This window comes from Streptomyces sp. NPDC002328, assembly GCF_042890065.1.
Lineage (GTDB): Bacteria > Actinomycetota > Actinomycetes > Streptomycetales > Streptomycetaceae > Streptomyces.
In genome coordinates this window covers 174,282-187,457 of the sequence record NZ_JBIARQ010000015.1, presented here as the reverse complement: position 1 = coordinate 187,457, position 13,176 = coordinate 174,282, and the positions used below count along the sequence as shown (strand labels likewise).

Here is a 13,176-nt window from a genome sequence, read left to right as displayed (position 1 = left end):
TGACCGGGAGGGCAATTTTCTATGTCGGTAGGCGAAGAGGTCCGCGCCGAGCAGGGCAAGCCGCAGCAGAGCCTCGGCACCGCGGCCGCGCGGAACCTGGCCACCACGACCAAGTCCGCACCGCAGATGCAGGAGATCAGCTCCCGCTGGCTGCTGCGGACCCTGCCCTGGGTGGATGTGCAGGGCGGCACATACCGGGTGAACCGGCGACTGACGTACGCGGTCGGCGACGGCAGGGTCACGTTCGTCAAGACCGGCGACCGCGTCGAGGTCATCCCCGCCGAGCTGGGCGAACTGCCCGCGCTGCGCTCGTACGAGGACGACGGGGTCCTCGGCGAGCTCGCCCAGCGCTGCCGCCAGCGCGAGTACGCCCCGGGCGAGGTCATCGCCTCCTTCGGCAGCCAGACCGACGAGGTCCACCTGCTCGCGCACGGCAGGGTCGAGAAGATCGGCACCGGCCCCTACGGCGACGACCAGGTCCTCGGCGTCCTCGCCGACGGCGCCTACTTCGGCGACCAGTCGCTGCTCGACGGTGAGTCCATCTGGGAGTACACCGCGCGCGCCGACACGGCCTGCACGGTGCTGACCCTGTCCCGCGACGACTTCGAGCAGGTCGCCGAGCGCTCCGACTCCCTGCGCGGGCATCTGCGTTCGCTGCTCTCCATCCCCGAGCAGCAGACCAACCGCTACGGCGAGAAGGCCGTCGACCTCGCCGCGGGCCACGCCGGAGAGGCCGACATCCCGCACACCTTCGTCGACTACGACGCCCGGCCGCGCGAGTACGAACTGAGCATCGCCCAGACCGTGCTGCGGATCCACTCGCGCGTGGCCGACCTCTACAACCAGCCCATGAACCAGACCGAGCAGCAGCTGCGGCTGACGGTCGAGGCCCTCAAGGAGCGCCAGGAGCACGAGCTCGTCAACAACCGGGAGTTCGGACTCCTCCACAACTGCGAGTACGACCAGCGCATCCAGCCGCACGACGGCGTGCCCGGCCCGGACGACCTGGACGAACTGCTCAGCAGGCGGCGCGGGACGAAGATGCTCCTCGCCCATCCGCGCACGATCTCCGCGATCGGACGCGAGCTGAACAAGCGGGGCCTCGTCCCCGAGACGATCGACATCGCCGGCAACCGGATCCCCACCTGGCGCGGCGTGCCGATCTACCCGTGCAACAAGATCCCGGTCACCGCGGCCCGGACGAGCTCGATCATCGCGCTGCGTCTCGGCGAGCAGGAACAGGGCGTGATCGGACTGCGCCAGTCCGGCCTCCCGGACGAGATCGAGCCGAGCCTGTCGGTGCGGTTCATGGGCATCAACGAACAGGCCATCATCAAGTACCTGGTCACGGCCTACTACTCGGCCGCCGTGCTGGTGCCGGACGCGCTGGGCGTCCTGGAGAACGTCGAGATCGGTCGCTGGCGGTGACGTCTTCGGCCCGGACGCCGTGTCCCCGCCCGCAGGGGCGGGTACACCCACGGGGCACCCGATGCCCGGTGGCAGCGGCGCCGCCACCGTCCGCGGACCCTGCGAGGGGGACCCCATGACCGAAGCGACGGAGACCAGACCGCATCCGGGCCCGGCCCGGCAACGCCGGACGCCCGCCGCGATCCGGCCCCCCGACGGCCCACCGGAATCGGCCGACGACATCCCACCACCGGGAGCAGCCGAGGGCGGCTCGGAAGCAGCCGACGGGCAGGAGGCCGGGGCGATCCTGGAGGGCGCCCGCGCGTCGGTCGACCCCGCACTGCGCACGGCCCTCGAAGCGCTGCCCGGCTCGATGCGCCGCATCGCCCTCTACCACTTCGGCTGGGAGCACGCGGACGGCACTCCGGCCGCGGGCAACGCCGGCAAGGCGATCCGTCCCGCGCTGGTCCTCGCCGCGGCCGCCGCGCTCGGCGGCCCCGAGGCCCGCACGGCGGCGGTCCGCGCGGCCGCCGCGGTGGAACTGGTCCACAACTTCACGTTGCTGCACGACGACGTGATGGACCGGGACGCCACCCGCCGGCACCGGCCCACCGCCTGGACCGTGTTCGGCGACGCCGACGCGATCCTCGCCGGTGACGCCCTCCAGGCACTCGCCCTTGGCATGCTCGCCGAGGACCCGCATCCGGCGTCCGCGGCGGCCGTCGCCCGGCTCGCGGCCTGCGTGGTCGAACTGTGCGCCGGGCAGCAGGCGGACACGGCCCTGGAGAAGCGGGCCCCCGCCGAGGTCACCCTCGACGAGGTGCTCGCCATGGCCGAGGCGAAGACGGGCGCGCTGCTCGGCTGCGCCTGCGCCCTCGGCGCGCTGTACGCGGGCGCGTCCGAGGAGGACGTCGAGGCGCTTGACTCGTTCGGCCGACAGGCCGGGCTCGCTTTTCAGCTCATCGACGACGTGATCGGCATATGGGGCGACCCGCGGCGCACCGGCAAGCCGGCCGGCGCGGACCTCGCCGCCCGCAAGAAGTCCCTGCCCGTGGTCGCCGCGCTCACCTCGGGCTCCCCGGCCGCCGCGGAACTCGCCGAGCTGTACGGAGCGCCGTACGACCCGGCGGACCTGGAGCGCACCACGCTGGCCGTCGAGCGGGCCGGCGGGCGGGAGTGGGCGCAGGAACAGGCGGCCGACCGGATGGCCCGGGCGATGTCCGAGCTGGCCCGCGCGGTCCCGGAGCCGGAGTCCGCGCAGGGCCTGCTGTCCCTGGCGGAGTTCGTGACGCGGCGCAGTACCTGACGGCGCCGGCGTCACCCGGCGGGCCCCGCGCATCCCCACGGTGTGCGGGACCCGCCCGTGTGCGCCCACGACGGAGTGCCTGCCGACACCTACTCACGTCGGCGCCATCCGTCCTACTCTGAGGACATGGACAGGGAAAACCACGTCTGTCCCGACTGCGGGCAGACCGTAGACACCGTCGTCCGGCGCCACAAGACGCTGGGCGCCTGGGTCCCGCGGTGGGTCGCGGGTCCGTGCCACAACCCCGGCTGTGGCGCGTACGTCGAAGGAGGCGTCGAACAGCACGGGCACCCCGAGAACGCCCACCCCACCTCTGAACCGGATCCGGCCGACACCCGCGCGGCCCCGACCCCCTGACACATCACCCCTGGCACACCACCGCTGACCCATCACCCACGCGGTCGAATCGAACCCCTACGAATCGACTCGCGGCGACTCAGCCGCCGCCGGCCGCGGCAGCCCGCCCGTCCGCGGGTCGCGGCCGGTCAGGCAGTACAGACCGCCCGCCGGGTCGCGCAGCACGACCCAGTGGGGATGAACGGCGACGAGAGCCGCGCCGAGGCCTTCATGACGGGCGCGCACCGCGTCGACGTCGGAGCCGCAGGCCAGATCGAGATGGGCGGACACGCCCCGCTCCCCGTCGTCGAGCCGCTGGAGCAGCATCCGGATCGGCAGCCCCGGCGGCGGCGCGACGACATGGAACTCCGGCCGCGAGCCCGGCCGGGACGTCCAGTCGGGCAAGAGACCGCTCCAGAAGGCGACTTCGGCGTCGTAGCCGGAGGGCGGGACGTCGACGCAGATCTGATCCACCCGACTGCCGTCCACCACGGCCGGACGCACGGACTCCCCGCCCCAGGGCACCGCACAGAACAACTGCCCAGCGGGAGAGCGCAGTACGGCCCACCCCTCGTGCGACGCAACCACCACCGCCCCCAACGCCCGCGCCGCCCCCACGAACGCGGCCACATCCTCGACGCAGAAGTCCGGATGCGCCCCACCCACACCGCCGTCCACCGCCTGCACCTTCACGCACGCATCGACACCCTCCGGCACCAGGGTGACGAACTCCCCCCGCTCCCCCCGAGCTTCGGACACCCGCGCATCCGTGACACCGGCCCAGAACGCACAAGCCTGCTCGAAGCCCGCGGCGGGCCGGTCGACGAAAACGTAAGTCCAGCGGATACGGGCGGCGGGTGCGGACGGGCTCATGCCCCCGATCGTAGATCGCCACGACCCCGGGCCTCCACGCCCCGAACCCCCACGGCCCACAAGACCGCACCCGGCCCACGACGGACGCCGGATCGGCGTCCCGCGGACCGGGCGCGGTCGGAAAGACGCTGCGACGACGATGATCGATCGCAGGTCAAACGGTGTGATCGGAGATCAGGCCTTCTTCGTTTCCCAGAAGATCCTGTCGATCTCGGCGATCAGCTCGAGGGCCTTCTCGCCGGTCTTCGGGTCCGTGGAGCCCTTGGCGGTCGACAGGGCCTTCAGGGTCTCGTTCACCAGCTCGTGGAGCTGGGGGTACTTCTCGAAGTGCGGGGGCTTGAAGTAGTCGCTCCACAGCACGGAGACGTGGTGCTTGGCGAGTTCGGCGCGCTGCTCCTTGATGACGGTGGCACGCGCCTGGAAGTGCGGGTCGTCGTTGGCGGCCATCTTCTCCTGTACGGCCTTCACCGACTCCGCCTCGATGCGGGCCTGGGCCGGGTCGTACACGCCGCAGGGCAGGTCGCAGTGTGCGCTGACCTTCACCTTGGGGGCAAACAGGCGGGAAAGCATGGTGCGTTCCTTCCTCGTGATCGTCTTCTCAGGTGGGACATTACTCCTCGCAAGACTGGTTTTCGCGGGTGCCCCCTTGGGCCCGGGACAAAAGTCGGGGGCGGGACTCAGACTGGTGGGGAACGGACCAGGGGAGGTGCCGGGGATGCCGGAGCCGTCGCGGGAGACCGAGCGCGCAAGGGCGGCCGTGCCCTTCGGACTGGCGGAGGTGACCGGGCCGTCGATGGTGCCGACGCTGCGCCACGGGGACCAACTGCTGGTGCGGTACGGCGCCAGGGTCAGGCCCGGTGACGTCGTCGTGCTGCGGCACCCGTTCCAGCAGGACCTGCTCGTCGTCAAGCGGGCCGTCGAGCGCCGCGGCGGCGGGTGGTGGGTGCTCGGGGACAACGCCTACGCCGGCGGAGACAGCACCGACTACGGCACCGTGCCGGATGAACTGATCCTCGGCAGGGTGCGGTTGCGCTACCGGCCGCTCGGGCCGGATCAGCGCTCGCCGCTGGCGTTGCTGCGCTGGGCGCTCTCCGCGGCCCGGCCCGTGCCGGCCGACCGGTCGGCCTCCAGGCGCTTGCGGGCGCGGTAGGCGGCCACGTTGGCGCGGGTGGCGCAGCGGTCGGAGCAGTAGCGCCGGGAGCGGTTGGTCGAGGTGTCGAGGTAGGCGTTGCGACAGGGTGCGGCCTCGCACAGGCCGAGCCGGTCCACACCGTGCTCGGTCAGATGGAAGGCCAAGCCCATCGCGGCGATGGCCGCGTAGCCCGCGGTCGCGTTCGAGGGGTGGTCGGCCAGGTGCATGTGCCACAGCGGGCGGCCGTCGTCGTCGCGGGTGTCATGGCCGGAGATCTGCGGGCTGACCGGGAACTCCAGCAGCAGCGAGTTCAGCAGGTCGACCGCGAGGGTCTCGTCGCCGCCGTCGGCCGCCTCGAAGACCGCGCGCAGCCGGCCCCGTACCGCGCGGAAGCGGGTGACGTCCGCGTCGGTGGCGCGGCGGGCCGCCGACCGGTTGGGGCCGAAGAGGTCCCGGACGGCCTGGACCGAGGTCAGCGTGTCCTTGCCCTGCCCCGGCGCCTCGCTGTTGACGAGGCGGACGGCGTAATCCGAGTAATGGGCCAGTTCCACTTGTAGTCCTTACGGGAGGGCTCTATGGTCGTCGGTGCGGTCGGGTAACGGCTGATCGTGCTTCCAGGGTATTACGTAGCGACTGACGGAGGGGCTCTCATGTCCACGGACACCGGAACCGACTGGCAGGCCTGGCAGGAGAGCTGGGACCGGCAGCAGGAGTGGTACATGCCCGACCGGGAGGACCGCTTCCGGATCATGCTCGACATGGTGGAGGCGCTCGTCGGCACCGCCCCGCGCGTCCTCGACCTCGCCTGCGGCACCGGCACCATCACCGCCCGGCTGCTCGCCCGCTTCCCCGACGCCACCAGCACCGGCGTCGACCTCGACCCGGCCCTCCTCGCCATCGCCGAGGGCACCTTCGCCGGCGACGACCGCGTCCGCCTGGTCACCGCCGACCTCAAGGACCCGGACTGGACGGCGAAGCTGCCGTACGACTCCTACGACGCGGTCCTGACCGCCACCGCCCTGCACTGGCTGCGCAGCGAACCCCTCGCCGCCCTCTACGGCCAGGTCGCGCGACTCGTCCGCGACGGCGGTGTCTTCATGAACGCGGACCACATGATCGACGACACCACGCCCCGGATCAACGCCGCCGAACGCGCTCTGCGGCACGCCCACATGGACCGGGCCAAGGCGGCCGGCGCCGTCGACTGGGCCGAGTGGTGGCAGCTCGCCGCCGCCGACCCGGTCCTCGCCGGACCCACCGCCCGCCGCTTCGAGATCTATGGCGAGCACGCCGACGGCGAACAGCCCTCCCAGGCCTGGCACGCGCGCGTGCTGCGCGAGAAGGGGTTCGGGGAGGCACGGCCCGTGTGGTGCTCGCCGTCGGACACCCTGCTGCTCGCGCTCAAGTGACACCCCGGCTTCCGCCCGAGTGACATCCCGCCCCCGCCCAGGGGCACCATGCACGCGTAAGGGGCGGTACGAGGATCTCGTACCGCCCCTTCACGTCGTCCGGCCGCCCGGCCGGGCTACAGCACCTTGGACAGGAACGCCTTCGTCCGCTCCTGCTGCGGGTCCGTCAGGACGTCGCGCGGGTTGCCCGCCTCGACGACCACGCCGCCGTCCATGAAGACCAGGCTGTCGCCGACCTCGCGGGCGAAGCCCATCTCGTGGGTGACGACGACCATCGTCATGCCCGACTCGGCCAGGTCGCGCATGACGTCGAGGACGTCACCGACCAGCTCCGGGTCGAGGGCCGAGGTCGGCTCGTCGAACAGCATCAGCTTCGGGTCCATGGCCAGCGCGCGGGCGATGGCCACCCGCTGCTGCTGGCCGCCGGAGAGCTGCGAGGGGTAGTTCCTGGCCTTGTCGGCGAGGCCCACCCGCTCCAGGAGCTGCATCGCGCGCTCCTTGGCCTGGCTGCGGCCGGCGCCCTTGACCTGGACCGGGGCCTCCATCACGTTCTCCACCGCGGTCATGTGCGGGAAGAGGTTGAACCGCTGGAACACCATGCCGATGTCCCGGCGCTGGAGCGCGACCTCGCTGTCCTTGAGCTCGTAGAGCTTGTCGCCCTTCTGGCGGTAGCCCACCAGCTGCCCGTCGACGTAGAGACGGCCGGCGTTGATCTTCTCCAGGTGGTTGATGCACCTCAGGAAGGTCGACTTGCCCGAGCCGGACGGGCCGATCAGGCAGAACACCTCGCCGGACTGGACCTCCAGGTCGATGCCCTTGAGAACCTCGACCGCGCCGAAGGACTTGTGGACGCTCTCTGCCTTCACCATCGCGGTCATGCCACGCTCCTCGATCCGAACAGGTTCGCCTTGATCTTCTGGAAGACCGTCGGCGGCAGGCTCCGGCTGGAACCACGCGCGTAGTAGCGCTCCAGGTAGTACTGGAAGACGCTGAACACGCTGGTCATGACCAGGTACCAGATCGAGGCGACGAACAGCATCTCCATCACGGCGTACGACTGGGAACCGATCACCGAGGTGGAGCGCAGCAACTCGTTGTAGGTCACCGCGTACACCAGCGCCGAGGTCTTCAGCATGTTGATGAACTCGTTGCCGGTCGGCGGCACGATCACCCGCATGGCCTGCGGGATCACGATGCGGCGCAGCGTCTTGGTGTGGCTCATGCCCAGCGCGTGGGACGCCTCGGTCTGCCCCTCGTCGACGGCCAGCAGGCCGGCGCGGCAGATCTCCGCCATGTACGCGGCCTCGTTGAGGCCGAGGCCGAGCAGGGCGCACATGAACGGCGTCATGACGTCCGTCATCTCGTCCTTGTAGATCGGACCGAGGTTCAGGACGGGGAAGATCAGCGCCAGGTTGAACCACATCAGCAGCTGGACGTAGACCGGCGTGCCGCGGAAGAACCAGATGTACAGCCAGGCCACGCTGTTGGTGACCGGGTTCTTCGACAGCCGCATCACGGCCAGGATCACGCCCAGGACCACGCCGAGCACCATGGACAGGATGCTGATGAGCAGCGTCCGGCCGGCTCCCGCGATGACCGTCGAGTCGAACAGCTTGTCGGACACCGCCTGCCAGCGGATGTCGCCGTTCGCGAAGGCGTTGATCAGCAGCGCGAGGAGCGCGAGGACGACGACGGCGCTGACCCAGCGGCCGTAGTGGCGCACCGGGATGGCCTTGATGGCCTCCGGCGGGCCGGAGAACGCCGAAGCCTTCGCCGCCGGCGGCTGATCGGCCGGCGGCGCGCCCGCGCCGGACTTGTCGAGCTTGTCAGTCATGGGGACTGCCCTTCAGTGGTGCTGGGGTGTTACTTGCCGCCGTTGACCTGGGCGGCTTCGATCGCGCCGCTCTGGGCGCCCCACTTCTCCAGCACCTTCTTGTAGGAGCCGTCCTTGATGATCGCGTCGACGGCCTCCTTGAGGGCGTCGCGCAGTTGGGTGTTCTGCTTGTCGACGACGATGCCGAACGGGCCGGCGTCGTACTGCTCGCCCACGACCTCGAAGGCGTTGCCGCCGTCGGCCTTGCGGGCCATGTCCACGGCGACCGGGTAGTCGTTGACGCCGGCCACGGCGCCGCCCGACCTCACACGGGTCTGGGCCTCGGTGTCGTTCTCGAAGGGCTCGATCTTGATGGCCTTCTTGCCACCGTCCGTGCACTTCTTGGACTGGTCCTTCAGGGCCTCCTCGTAGGTGGTGCCCCGCTGCACGGCGGCGGTCTGCCCACAGAGGTCCTCGATGGACTTGATGCCCTTCGGGTTGCCCTTCTTGACGTAGACGGCGGTGCCGGCGGTGAAGTAGTCGACGAAGTCGACGCCCTCGCCGAGCTTCTTGCCGCTGTCGTCCAGGCCCTCCTGACGCTGCTTGTTGTCGGTGATCGACGACATCGCGACGTCGTAACGGCCGGTGTTGACCGCGGTGATCAGACCGTCGAAGGAACCCGAGGTGAACTGGAACTCGACGCCGAGCTGCTTGCCGAGCGCGGCGGCGATGTCGGGGTCGACGCCCACGATCTTGCCGCCCTCGACGTACTCCATGGGGGCGTACTCGGCGTTGGTGCCGACCTTGATGACGCCCGCGTCCTGGATCTTCTTGGGGAGCTTGGCGAAGAGGGGGGCGGTGCTGGACTTGCCCGACGCGTCGGAGGAGGCGCTGCCGCTGCCGCCATCGGTCTGGTCACCGCACGCGGTGAGCAGCAGAGCGCCCGCGACCGCGAGGGAACCGACCGCGGCTAGCCGGGTGCGCGCAGCGGTGGTAGGGCGGATGGAACGTGCGGTCATGGTGAGTGCCTCCGGCGGATGGATGGAGATGCCGATGGGTCGACGAGAACACACACCTTCGGGTGTCGCGACCTCGTGTGATTACGGCATCTTGCCATTCGGACTACGCCAAGCAGGGGGCCAGCCATGTCAAAATCGGATAACGGGCGACCCCCGAACCGCACCAGTCCGGTACAACACGGCCGCACTCGGCCGAACCTTCTCCTGGAATGCGCTCTTCCGGCCGGAAGATCTTCGGTTCATCTCACCATGTGGTCGCTGGTGATGCGGCGCGTACGTTGACTTGAGTGTGTGTCAAGAGTTTGGCCGGTACTCGTCAGCGGTTTCCGCATGAGGCATGTCACTGGGATATGACTGCACGGTCGGTGACGTGCGGGGGCTGTGGGAGTCCTGCAAGATGCGGCGTGTGACCTTGCACGGATTGGACTCGTCCTCGGTGGCGTCCGTCCGGTAAGAAGGTTCTTTACACCCCTCATCCGGGGCTCAGGGCGCGTGTGCGGCGCGCCCGACGCGCAGGCCCGTACGTATCACCGCTGGGACCTGCGCGGTGCCCGCCCACTTCTCAACCAGGAGTGGCCACCCTCATCCATGAACACCTAAGGGGTAAGACACAGTGGCAGCGGAGATCGTCAATCCTCGCAGCGAGAGCGAAGCGGACCGAGCGGGCCAGGAGGGCGGTGCGGCGCCCCTCGACTCGTTCGACCCCGCGTTCGCACTGCACCGTGGCGGCAAGATGGCCGTGCAGGCCACCGTCCCGATCCGTGACCGGGACGACCTGTCCCTCGCCTACACCCCCGGCGTCGCGCGCGTGTGCACCGCGATCGCGGAACAGCCGGACCTGGTGAACGACTACACCTGGAAGTCGTCCGTCGTCGCCGTCGTCACCGACGGCACGGCGGTGCTCGGGCTCGGTGACATCGGGCCGGAGGCGTCTCTTCCGGTGATGGAAGGCAAGGCGATCCTCTTCAAGCAGTTCGGCGGCGTGGACGCGGTTCCGATCGCGCTCGCCTGCACGGACGTGGACGAGATCGTCGAGACCGTGGTGCGGCTCGCGCCCTCGTTCGGCGGCGTCAACCTGGAGGACATCTCGGCGCCTCGGTGCTTCGAGATCGAGCGCCGCCTCCAGGACGCCCTGGACATCCCGGTCTTCCACGACGACCAGCACGGCACGGCGGTCGTGACGCTGGCGGCGCTGCGCAACGCGGCGCGGCTGAGCGGGCGGTCCATCGCCGACCTGCGGGCCGTCATCTCGGGCGCCGGCGCGGCCGGCGTCGCCATCGCCAAGATGCTGATCGAGGCCGGCATCGGGGACGTCGCGGTCGCCGACCGCAAGGGCATCGTCTCCGCCGACCGGGAGGACCTCACCGACGTCAAGCGCGAGGTCGCCGGGTTCACCAACAAGGCCGGGCTGACCGGCTCCCTGGAGGACGCGCTGGCCGGTGCCGACGTGTTCATCGGCGTCTCCGGCGGCACGGTCGCCGAGACGGCGGTGGCCTCGATGGCGGAGGGCGCGTTCGTCTTCGCCATGGCCAACCCGAACCCCGAGGTGCACCCCGACGTCGCCCACAAGTACGCGGCGGTCGTCGCGACCGGGCGGTCGGACTTCCCGAACCAGATCAACAACGTGCTGGCGTTCCCGGGCATCTTCGCGGGCGCGCTCCAGGTGCGGGCGTCCAGGATCACCGAGGGCATGAAGATCGCGGCGGCCGAGGCCCTCGCGGGCGTCGTCGGCGACGACCTCGCCGCGGACTACGTCATCCCGTCGCCGTTCGACGAGCGGGTGGCGCCGGCGGTCACGGCGGCGGTCGCCGCGGCCGCCCGCGCGGAGGGTGTCGCGCGCCGCTGACGCGGTGAACGCGGTCGACGGCCCTGCCCGGGTGGGCGGGGCCGTCGCTCTTTTCCGGGGGTGAGGCTCGCCGCCCGCGCGGCCTACCAGTCGTCCGGGGGCGGGGCGCAAGAGGGCATGTCTCACAGCGGCGTCCGGTTTCGCCCGCCGGGCCTGGAACCTATCGTCGGCTTCATGTTCGCCGTCTACGCCGCTCGCATCGATCGTGACCAGCCGCTGAACGGTCTGGAGTCGGGGGAGCGCCCCGCCCCCGAGGGCCGGCCCGGCTGGAGCACCGTCAACGTCCGCGCCGCCTCCCTCAACCACCACGACCTGTGGTCCCTGCGCGGGGTCGGCCTCGCGGAGGACAAGCTGCCGATGATCCTCGGGTGCGACGCCGCCGGCGTCGACGAGGACGGCAACGAGGTCGTCCTGCACTCCGTGATCGGGCAGACCGGCCATGGCGTCGGTCCCGACGAGCCGCGCTCCATCCTCACCGAGCGCTACCAGGGCACGTTCGCGGAGCAGGTCTCCGTGCCGACCTGGAACGTCCTGCCCAAGCCCCCGGGGCTCTCCTTCGAGGAGGCCGCCTGTCTGCCCACGGCCTGGCTGACGGCCTACCGCATGCTCTTCACCAACGCCGGTGTCCGCCCCGGCGACTCCGTCCTCGTCCAGGGCGCCGGCGGCGGGGTCGCCACCGCCGCCATCGTGCTCGGCAAGGCCGCGGGGCTGCGGGTCTTCACGACCAGCCGGGACGAGGCCAAGCGCAAGCGGGCGCTGGAACTGGGCGCCGTCGAGGCGCTGGAGCCGGGCGCCCGGCTGCCGCAGCGCGTGGACGCGGTCATCGAGACCGTCGGCGCCGCCACCTGGTCCCACTCCGTGAAGTCCCTGCGGCCCGGCGGCACGCTCGTGATCTCCGGGGCGACGAGCGGCGACCGGCCCTCGCACGCCGAGCTGACCCGCATCTTCTTCCTCGAACTCAAGGTCGTCGGCTCCACGATGGGCACCAAGGACGAGCTGGAGGACCTGCTCGCCTTCTGCGCCGCCACCGGCGTCCGCCCCGTCATCGACGAGACGCTCCCGCTCGACCGCGCCCGCGAGGGCTTCGAACGGCTCGCGTCCGGCGACCTGTTCGGGAAGGTCGTCCTCACGCAGTCCTGACGTCATCAAGCGCCCCTGACACGAGAGAGGCTGTCAACTAGGGTTGACGGCCTCTCTCGTGTCAACGTAAGTTGACAACATGACCGAAGCAACGGATCTCGCCGAGCGCGCCGGCGACCGCGATCCCCGGGTCGGACTGCGCGCCGTCGCCGCCCTGCGCCGGCTGCTGGAGCGGCTGGAGGCGGTACAGGTGCGCAGCGCCCGCCATCAGGGCTGGTCGTGGCAGGAGATCGCCGCCGAACTCGGCGTCAGCAGGCAGGCCGTCCACAAGAAGTACGGGAGGCAGTGATGTTCGAACGGTTCACGAAGGACGCCCGGGACGTGGTGCGCGACGCCGTCGAGCGGTGCGAGGCCTCGGGGGTGCGCACGGTGGGCCCCGAGCATCTGCTGCTCGCCCTGCTGGACCGCGAGGCGAGCCGCGGATCGTTCGCGCTGACCGCCCTCGGGCTGGGGGAGGAGCGCCGGGAGTCCGTACGGCGCGCGCTGGAGGAGACGCGACGGCGCGCGGGCCTCTCCCGGGCCGACGCCGACGCCCTCGCCGGCCTCGGCATCGACATCTCGGAGATCGTCTCCCGGGTGGAGGAGGCGCACGGCGTCGGCGCGATGGCCGGTGACCGGCGGGGCGGGGGACGGGGCGGGAGCGGGGGCGGCGGGTGGAGCGGACGCCCCCGTTTCGGACGGGATGCCAAGGACGTCCTCGAACAGTCCCTGCGCATCGCCCTGGCCCACCGCGACCGGCACATCGGCGACGAACACCTCCTCCTCGCCCTGACCGCCCGCCCCGGCCCGCCCGCCGAGACCCTCGCCGACCACGGCGTCACCCATGCGGCGCTGACCCGGGTGCTCCACGGCGGGGGAGAGGCGCAGGCGGGCTAGAGGCGCAGGCAGGCTAGAG

15 protein-coding genes are annotated in these 13,176 nt (G+C 70.9%); 9 read left to right on the top strand and 6 right to left on the bottom strand.

The window, feature by feature from the left end; translation table 11 throughout:
* Positions 1-21 precede the first annotated feature (21 nt).
* From ACFYX4_RS30810 to ACFYX4_RS30800, 3 genes are all read left to right on the top strand, one after another.
* Entirely contained in the window at positions 22-1,428 is a 1,407-nt protein-coding gene (locus ACFYX4_RS30810) for a family 2B encapsulin nanocompartment shell protein (RefSeq protein ID WP_389340154.1), read from the top strand.
* A 115-nt stretch (positions 1,429-1,543) separates the two neighbouring features.
* Complete coding sequence (locus tag ACFYX4_RS30805; protein WP_389340152.1) at positions 1,544-2,713, top strand: family 2 encapsulin nanocompartment cargo protein polyprenyl transferase; 1,170 nt, start codon at positions 1,544-1,546, stop codon at positions 2,711-2,713.
* Between the two features lie 126 nt (positions 2,714-2,839).
* Complete coding sequence (locus ACFYX4_RS30800; RefSeq protein ID WP_389340150.1) at positions 2,840-3,070, top strand: hypothetical protein; 231 nt, start codon at positions 2,840-2,842, stop codon at positions 3,068-3,070.
* Between the two features lie 57 nt (positions 3,071-3,127).
* Here the strand turns inward: ACFYX4_RS30800 and ACFYX4_RS30795 are convergent, their stop codons facing one another.
* Together ACFYX4_RS30795 and sodN are read right to left on the bottom strand one after the other, a co-directional pair.
* Positions 3,128-3,922, bottom strand: coding sequence for a VOC family protein (locus ACFYX4_RS30795; RefSeq protein ID WP_389340148.1), 795 nt, complete (start codon positions 3,920-3,922; stop codon positions 3,128-3,130).
* A 174-nt stretch (positions 3,923-4,096) separates the two neighbouring features.
* On the bottom strand, positions 4,097-4,492 hold the full coding sequence (gene sodN, locus ACFYX4_RS30790) for a superoxide dismutase, Ni (RefSeq protein ID WP_389340146.1): 396 nt from the start codon (positions 4,490-4,492) through the stop codon (positions 4,097-4,099).
* 145 nt (positions 4,493-4,637) lie between these two features.
* Between sodN and sodX the strand changes: the two genes are divergently transcribed.
* The gene (gene sodX / locus ACFYX4_RS30785) at positions 4,638-5,072 is read left to right on the top strand and encodes a nickel-type superoxide dismutase maturation protease (RefSeq protein ID WP_389340144.1); all 435 of its coding nucleotides are present in this window, start codon (positions 4,638-4,640) and stop codon (positions 5,070-5,072) included.
* Here the strand turns inward: sodX and ACFYX4_RS30780 are convergent.
* On the bottom strand, positions 4,976-5,605 hold the full coding sequence (locus ACFYX4_RS30780; RefSeq protein WP_389340142.1) for a CGNR zinc finger domain-containing protein: 630 nt from the start codon (positions 5,603-5,605) through the stop codon (positions 4,976-4,978). The two genes, sodX and ACFYX4_RS30780, sit on opposite strands and share 97 nt — an antisense overlap.
* 99 nt (positions 5,606-5,704) lie before the next feature.
* On the opposite strand from ACFYX4_RS30780, the gene ACFYX4_RS30775 reads away from it, so the two are divergent.
* Positions 5,705-6,463, top strand: a complete 759-nt coding sequence (locus ACFYX4_RS30775; RefSeq protein ID WP_389340140.1) for a class I SAM-dependent methyltransferase — start codon at positions 5,705-5,707, stop codon at positions 6,461-6,463.
* A 116-nt stretch (positions 6,464-6,579) separates the two neighbouring features.
* Here the strand turns inward: ACFYX4_RS30775 and ACFYX4_RS30770 are convergent, their stop codons facing one another.
* From ACFYX4_RS30770 to ACFYX4_RS30760, 3 genes are read right to left on the bottom strand one after another with little or no spacing between them, the layout of a single operon-like run.
* Positions 6,580-7,341, bottom strand: a complete 762-nt coding sequence (locus tag ACFYX4_RS30770; RefSeq protein ID WP_389340138.1) for an amino acid ABC transporter ATP-binding protein — start codon at positions 7,339-7,341, stop codon at positions 6,580-6,582.
* Positions 7,338-8,297, bottom strand: a complete 960-nt coding sequence (locus ACFYX4_RS30765; protein ID WP_389340136.1) for an amino acid ABC transporter permease — start codon at positions 8,295-8,297, stop codon at positions 7,338-7,340. Before ACFYX4_RS30765 ends, ACFYX4_RS30770 begins: the two co-directional genes overlap by 4 nt.
* A gap of 29 nt (positions 8,298-8,326) precedes the next feature.
* On the bottom strand, positions 8,327-9,295 hold the full coding sequence (locus ACFYX4_RS30760) for an ABC transporter substrate-binding protein (protein WP_389340134.1): 969 nt from the start codon (positions 9,293-9,295) through the stop codon (positions 8,327-8,329).
* A gap of 613 nt (positions 9,296-9,908) precedes the next feature.
* Between ACFYX4_RS30760 and ACFYX4_RS30755 the strand changes: the two genes are divergently transcribed.
* The 4 genes from ACFYX4_RS30755 (at position 9,909) to ACFYX4_RS30740 (ending at position 13,157) form a co-directional block, all read left to right on the top strand.
* Complete coding sequence (locus tag ACFYX4_RS30755; RefSeq protein WP_389340132.1) at positions 9,909-11,141, top strand: NADP-dependent malic enzyme; 1,233 nt, start codon at positions 9,909-9,911, stop codon at positions 11,139-11,141.
* Between the two features lie 174 nt (positions 11,142-11,315).
* Positions 11,316-12,281 (top strand): zinc-binding dehydrogenase, encoded by a 966-nt coding sequence (locus tag ACFYX4_RS30750; protein ID WP_389340130.1) that lies wholly within the window; start codon positions 11,316-11,318, stop codon positions 12,279-12,281.
* Positions 12,282-12,360: 79 nt separating this feature from the next.
* Positions 12,361-12,570 carry a helix-turn-helix domain-containing protein gene (locus ACFYX4_RS30745; protein WP_382793163.1) on the top strand — a complete coding sequence of 70 codons (210 nt, stop codon included), beginning with the start codon at positions 12,361-12,363 and terminating at the stop codon, positions 12,568-12,570.
* Positions 12,570-13,157, top strand: a complete 588-nt coding sequence (locus ACFYX4_RS30740) for a Clp protease N-terminal domain-containing protein (RefSeq protein ID WP_389340128.1) — start codon at positions 12,570-12,572, stop codon at positions 13,155-13,157. The genes ACFYX4_RS30745 and ACFYX4_RS30740 overlap by 1 nt, the downstream gene beginning before the upstream one ends.
* The last annotated feature ends 19 nt before the right edge of the window (positions 13,158-13,176 follow it).

Coding starts and splice junctions, on each gene's coding strand:
- ACFYX4_RS30760 (WP_389340134.1), bottom strand. CDS start 9,295: ATGACCGCACGTTCCATCCGCCCTACCACCGCTGCGCGCACCCGGCTA.
- sodN (WP_389340146.1), bottom strand. CDS start 4,492: ATGCTTTCCCGCCTGTTTGCCCCCAAGGTGAAGGTCAGCGCACACTGC.
- ACFYX4_RS30800 (WP_389340150.1), top strand. CDS start 2,840: ATGGACAGGGAAAACCACGTCTGTCCCGACTGCGGGCAGACCGTAGAC.
- ACFYX4_RS30810 (WP_389340154.1), top strand. CDS start 22: ATGTCGGTAGGCGAAGAGGTCCGCGCCGAGCAGGGCAAGCCGCAGCAG.
- ACFYX4_RS30770 (WP_389340138.1), bottom strand. CDS start 7,341: ATGACCGCGATGGTGAAGGCAGAGAGCGTCCACAAGTCCTTCGGCGCG.
- ACFYX4_RS30795 (WP_389340148.1), bottom strand. CDS start 3,922: ATGAGCCCGTCCGCACCCGCCGCCCGTATCCGCTGGACTTACGTTTTC.
- ACFYX4_RS30750 (WP_389340130.1), top strand. CDS start 11,316: ATGTTCGCCGTCTACGCCGCTCGCATCGATCGTGACCAGCCGCTGAAC.
- ACFYX4_RS30775 (WP_389340140.1), top strand. CDS start 5,705: ATGTCCACGGACACCGGAACCGACTGGCAGGCCTGGCAGGAGAGCTGG.
- sodX (WP_389340144.1), top strand. CDS start 4,638: ATGCCGGAGCCGTCGCGGGAGACCGAGCGCGCAAGGGCGGCCGTGCCC.
- ACFYX4_RS30745 (WP_382793163.1), top strand. CDS start 12,361: ATGACCGAAGCAACGGATCTCGCCGAGCGCGCCGGCGACCGCGATCCC.
- ACFYX4_RS30765 (WP_389340136.1), bottom strand. CDS start 8,297: ATGACTGACAAGCTCGACAAGTCCGGCGCGGGCGCGCCGCCGGCCGAT.
- ACFYX4_RS30805 (WP_389340152.1), top strand. CDS start 1,544: ATGACCGAAGCGACGGAGACCAGACCGCATCCGGGCCCGGCCCGGCAA.
- ACFYX4_RS30740 (WP_389340128.1), top strand. CDS start 12,570: ATGTTCGAACGGTTCACGAAGGACGCCCGGGACGTGGTGCGCGACGCC.